At 71.9% G+C, this 5,046-nt stretch carries 6 protein-coding genes; 5 read left to right on the top strand and 1 reads right to left on the bottom strand.

From position 1 onward, the window contains the following. The 5 genes from Q1N79_RS10800 to Q1N79_RS10780 all read left to right on the top strand — a co-directional run. Positions 1-355: phosphatase PAP2 family protein (locus Q1N79_RS10800; RefSeq protein WP_300607707.1), on the top strand; the 355-nt coding region annotated here is incomplete at its 5' end. 140 nt (positions 356-495) lie between these two features. After that, entirely contained in the window at positions 496-858 is a 363-nt protein-coding gene (locus Q1N79_RS10795; RefSeq protein WP_300607705.1) for a hypothetical protein, read from the top strand. Beyond that, the gene (locus Q1N79_RS10790; protein ID WP_300607702.1) at positions 849-1,394 is read left to right on the top strand and encodes an NUDIX hydrolase; all 546 of its coding nucleotides are present in this window, start codon (positions 849-851) and stop codon (positions 1,392-1,394) included. Before Q1N79_RS10795 ends, Q1N79_RS10790 begins: the two co-directional genes overlap by 10 nt. Before the next feature lie 154 nt (positions 1,395-1,548). Continuing rightward, complete coding sequence (locus Q1N79_RS10785) at positions 1,549-1,920, top strand: hypothetical protein (protein WP_300607700.1); 372 nt, start codon at positions 1,549-1,551, stop codon at positions 1,918-1,920. Between the two features lie 394 nt (positions 1,921-2,314). After that, positions 2,315-4,066: an IS1634 family transposase gene (locus Q1N79_RS10780; protein WP_300607697.1), complete on the top strand. Its 1,752-nt coding sequence runs from the start codon at positions 2,315-2,317 to the stop codon at positions 4,064-4,066. A gap of 76 nt (positions 4,067-4,142) precedes the next feature. Here Q1N79_RS10780 and Q1N79_RS10775 read toward each other — a convergent pair whose 3' ends face one another. Continuing rightward, the gene (locus tag Q1N79_RS10775) at positions 4,143-4,934 is read right to left on the bottom strand and encodes a class I SAM-dependent methyltransferase (RefSeq protein ID WP_300607694.1); all 792 of its coding nucleotides are present in this window, start codon (positions 4,932-4,934) and stop codon (positions 4,143-4,145) included. Positions 4,935-5,046: the final 112 nt, after the last annotated feature.

Raw genomic sequence — 5,046 nt, 5'->3', positions numbered from 1 at the left:
CCGCCGGGGCGGCTGGTGGCGGGCGGCGGTGCCCTTCGCCGTGGTGGCGGGCGGCGCGTTCACCAGGCGGCGGCTGTCGCGGGTGATCGCCCGCCCGCGGCCGCCGGCCGAGGCCTGGCTGATCGAACCCGAGGGGTTCAGCCTGCCGTCCAAGCACACGACGCTCGCGGTGCTTGCCGTCGGCGCCACCGTGGGTGCCCTTGGCGTCCGCGGGGCTCCGGCGCAGGCCGCGACGCTGGCGGCCGCGGCGGGAATCGGCGCGAGCCGCGTCTGCCTGGGAGTGCACTGGCCGTGCGACGTGGTCGCCGGCTGGCTGTTCGCCGAGGGCTGGCTGCGCCTGACGAGCCCAGACTGACGTGATCTCTGGCGCTACAATGAACGTGGCGGTGCTAGTCCGCCCGGCGGTGGATCCCGCCGGATTCGCGTGCCGCACGGGCACGCGGGCATGCCGGATGGCCGATGGGTCCTGCTCCACGTGTGGTTGAGGAGGAGGCCATGGCGGTTCCGGCATCCACGCCCATGGTTCATGCTGGCCAGGCGGCCCGTCTGTGGTGGCTGCCCGCCGGAGGCTACGGCAACGGGCTGGACGACGATTCCTGGGCACCCGTTCTCGAAATCAGCGAGCAGGCGGTGCCGCTGGTGCTCGGCATGCTGCGGGATTATGGGGTGCCCGCCTACGCGGCGCCCGCCCGGTCGGCAGCGGGCATGCTGCGGCGGCGCGACAGGTCCGGACAGGCGCCGGGCTACCGGCTCTGGGTTGGCTGCAGCGCGTACGGCCGGGCGGAGGCGGCGCTGGTGGCGATCATGCCGTCTGTGGCGCGGACGGCGGCCGGCCGTGCCGGCAGGGCATGGCGGTAGCGAGCGCCATGGAAAATCTCGCCGAGGTTGACGTGCGCTGTTCGATCATCGTGTTCCGGGACGACAGCGTGCTGCTCGTGCACCGCGCCAGGGACGGCGCGGACGATTGGGTGCTGCCGGGCGGGACACCCCGCCCGGGCGAGAGCATGGCCGCCTGCGCACGGCGGGAAACCGTAGAGGAGACCGGGCTGCCCGTCCAGCCGGGCCGGGTCGCGTTCGTCCTGGAGACCCTCGCGCCAGGCGCCTCGCGGCGCGCGGTGGATCTTGTCTTCCTCGCGGCGTTTCCCATCACCGACGAACCCGAACCGCAGGAGGAAGACCTGGAAGCCAGGTTCGTCCCGCTGGCCGTGCTGCCCGGGCTGGTGCTGCGACCGCCGATTGCCGGGCATCTGCGGGCGCTGCACGCCCGCGGGCGGTCGGGCACCGCTGCCTACCTCGGCAACATGTGGCGGCCGGACCGCAACGGCGGCGCGGTCCCGGTGCCAGATGCGCTGGGGCAGGGCGAGCTGGATGACGACGGTCACGGGCTGGTGTAGCGGGCGGGCAGCGGGACTGGTTGGTAGCCTGGCGGGTGCCGCTCCGCTTCCTCGTGGGCACGCCGCACGACGTCACGAGCGGTGTTGGTGGGTGAGCGTATTGCCGGCCGGGATCTGAGCGGCCCTGGCCCGGTCGGCGGGCGAGGAGGATGCCGTGAGCGAGCTAGAACGGCTGGAAGCCGCGCTCGGGGAGTGCCGGGAGATGATCCGCGAAGCGCACGCCGCGACCAAGGACCTGCGCGCCGCGGTGCGCGAGGCCAAGCAGGAGGTACGCGACTTGGCCACCGACGAGGTGGCCGCTCACCTCCAGGGTGAGGTCTCGCGGCAGCTGGCGGAACTCGGCGAACGGACCCGTGAGGCGGTGACCGCGGCGACACAGAAGGTGATCTCCGAGTTCGACCGGTTCGGTGAGTCGTTGCTGGGGAAAGAGGCCTACTGGCAGAAAGCGAGCGGCCGCCGCGCCGCCGCGCGCCCCGACACCGATGTGGTACCGCCTGGCATCCTGCCCGCGGGTGACAACGGCTGATGCCCTTGTCCCCGGCCTGGCGGGCGAACTGCGTCGGCCGCGTCCGGGTCAGGGCAGAGCACGGTCAGTGGTCTCACCGGCACCGGGATGTTCTCCGTCTCCGGCCCGGAGCAAGTCGCGCCAGCTGCGGGCCAAGCCGCGTCGGCCGGCCCACAGCCACAGCGCGAGGCGGGATACCCGATAAGCAGGTACCGTGCCATGCTGACCTCGCCATCTGAACCCATGCCCGGGCGGTCTAGACCGAAGTTCCCCCTAGCAAGCCTCTGATCAACCCGTCATCTGCAGCGTGACCTGGGGAACTGTGATCTCGCACGTGACGCTACGTAGTCATGTAAATCATGGCATACGGCCCGGTATCGGCGTGTCTGGCTGCTAAAATTCGGGCACGCCCGGTATGATCGTGGTCATGTACGTGGTCAGGGTGCCGAACCGGGGCTCACCGCCCGCGACCCTGCTGCGGGAAAGCTACCGCGAGGACGGCAAGGTCAAGAACCGCACCCTGGCCAACCTGTCGTCCTGGCCCGAGGCCAAGGTCGACGCGCTGACCCGGGTGCTGAAGGGCCGGCCGCCACCCGCCGCGGACCTGGACGGGGCGTTCGAGATCACCCGCAGCCTGCCGCACGGCCACGTCGCCGCCGTCCTGGGCACCGCGCGGGCCATGGGCCTGGAAGAGCTCATCGACCCGGTGCCGTCCCGGCAGCGAGACCTGGTGACCGCAATGGCGGCCGCGCAGGTGATCGCGCCGGACTCCAAGCTGGCCATCGCCCGCGGGCTGCGGGACGCCACCGCGGCCAGCTCCCTCGGCGAGGTCCTGCACCTGGGGTCGTGCGACGAGGATGACCTGTACGCAGCGATGGACTACCTGCACGCCCGGCAGGACACGATCCAGGACGCGCTGGCCGCCCGGCACCTGGCCGACGGCACCTTGGTGCTGTATGACGTGTCCACTGCCGCCTTCGAGGGGCGGACTTGCCCGCTCGGTGCCATCGGTCACCCCAAGGACGGGGTGCGGGGCCGGCTGCAGATCGTCTACGGGCTGCTGACCAGCAAGGACGGCATCCCAGTCGCCATCGAGGTGTTCAAGGGCAACACCGGGGACCCCACGACCGTGGCCAGCCAGGTCGACAAGCTCAAGGACCGGTTCGGGATCGGCAAGGTGGTGCTGGTCGGAGACCGGGGCATGCTGACCGCCGCCCGGCTGCGCGAGGACGTCCGGCCTGCCGGGCTGGACTGGATCACCGCGCTGCGCGCCCCGCAGGTCAAGGCGCTAGTCCGGGACGGGGACCTGCAGCTGACCCTGTTCGACACCCAGGACCTGGCCGAGATCACCTCCCCCGACTTCCCCGGCGAGCGGCTGGTGGCCTGCATGAACCCGTTCCTGGAAGCCGAACGGGCCCGCAAGCGGGAATCGCTGCTGGCCGCCACCGAGGCCGACCTGGAGAAAATAGCCGCGGCCTGCGCGCGGGCCCGCCGGCCACTGCGCGGCAAGGACAAGATCGCCGTGCGCGCCGACAGAGTCCTGAAGCGGCGCAAGGTCGCCAAGCACTTCACCGTCGACATCGGCGAGGACAGCTTCTCCTACGCCCGCGACCAGGATTCCATCGCCGCCGAGGCCAAGCTCGACGGCATCTACGTGGTGCGCACCAGCGTCCAGGCCCCTGACCTGGACAACGGCGAGATCGTCTCCTCCTACAAAGCCCTGGCCCAAGTCGAACGGGCCTTCCGGGCCTTCAACACCGACCTGGACATCCGGCCGATCCGGCACCGCACCGAGGACCGGGTCCGGGCCCACGTGTTCTTGCGGATGCTGTCGTACTACCTCAGCTGGCACCTGCAAGCCCGCCTGGCCCCGCTGCTATTCACCGACGACGACAAGCAAGCCGCCCAGACCGCCCGGACCAGCCCGGTCGCCCCCGCCGCCCGCTCACCCCGCGCCCGGGCCAAGGCCGCCACCAAGCACACCCCGGCCGCCCAGCCCGTGCACAGCCTCGCCACCCTGCTGTCCGACCTCGGCACCATCTGCCTGAACACCATCGCCCCCGCCGACCCCGCGCTGCCCGGCTTCCAGCTGGTCACTACGCCCACCGCCCTCCAGCGGCAGACCTTCGAGCTGCTCGGCGTCAGCCACCGCCTCGGGGTCGCGTAGTCAGTAGCCCGGCCCCGCGCGCCGCAAAAGCCCAGGCAAACGACCTAACACGCGGATCACAGGGGGGAACTTCGGTCTAGAGGCTGGATCCCGGATCGGCTGGCCGGGCGGCGGCGACCAGCGGGATGTGATGACCCGGTATGCCGTACCAGGTCCGCCAGCCCAGCTGTCGCACTGTCACCCCGGTGCAGCCGGCCTCGCGCAGCACGGGGGCATAGCGGTCCGCGCCGTCATCGACGATGCGCAGCCGTCCGCCGGGCCGCAGCACCCGCACCGCCTCGCGCAGCGCCTGCGCCCGCCCGCTGGCGCCCCGGATGTTGCTGATCGCCAGGCTGCTGACCACGACGTCGAACGACGCCGGCGCAAACGGGAGATCACGTGCGTCCGCGTCGGCGACCTCCACCCGGTCGCGCACGCCCTCGGCCACCGCGTTGCGCTCGGCGGCGGCGCGGCTGTTGCCGCTCTGGTCACGGCGGCGCCACACGTCCACCCCCACCGCCCGGCCGGCGGGCACCCGGCGAGCCGCCAGCATCAGCACCGCGCCGCGGCCGCATCCTACATCCAGGACGTGCTCGTCGCCCCGCAGGCCCAATTCGTCCAGCAGTTGGGCCCAGATCCCGCGCTTGCCCGGCCCGGTGGAATACAGGTAGCTCGCCGCCGACCCCGCCACCGCCGCGCCACCCAGGCAAGCCAGCGCCGCGACGGCGGGCCTGCGACGGCGCGCCGCCCAGGCAACGGTGCCTGCCAGCCCCGCCTCAATCAAGCCGAACACCGCCAGCCCGGCGTATCCGCCGTCGATGCCGTACCTGGCCCGCTGTCCGGCGCGACCGCCGCGACCCGCGGTCGTAACCCCCGCGACTGGCTCCACACCGCCAGTGTGCCAGTCGCTGACCGTGCTGCCGGCGTCAGCCTCGCCGGATCAGTTGATATCGAACTCGTTGCCTTCCGGGTCCTTCATCCCGACCGCGTAGAAGTTCTCT

Source organism: Trebonia sp. (genome assembly GCF_030042015.1).
Lineage (GTDB): Bacteria > Actinomycetota > Actinomycetes > Streptosporangiales > Streptosporangiaceae > Trebonia.
This window is presented reverse-complemented; position numbering and strand designations above follow the sequence as displayed.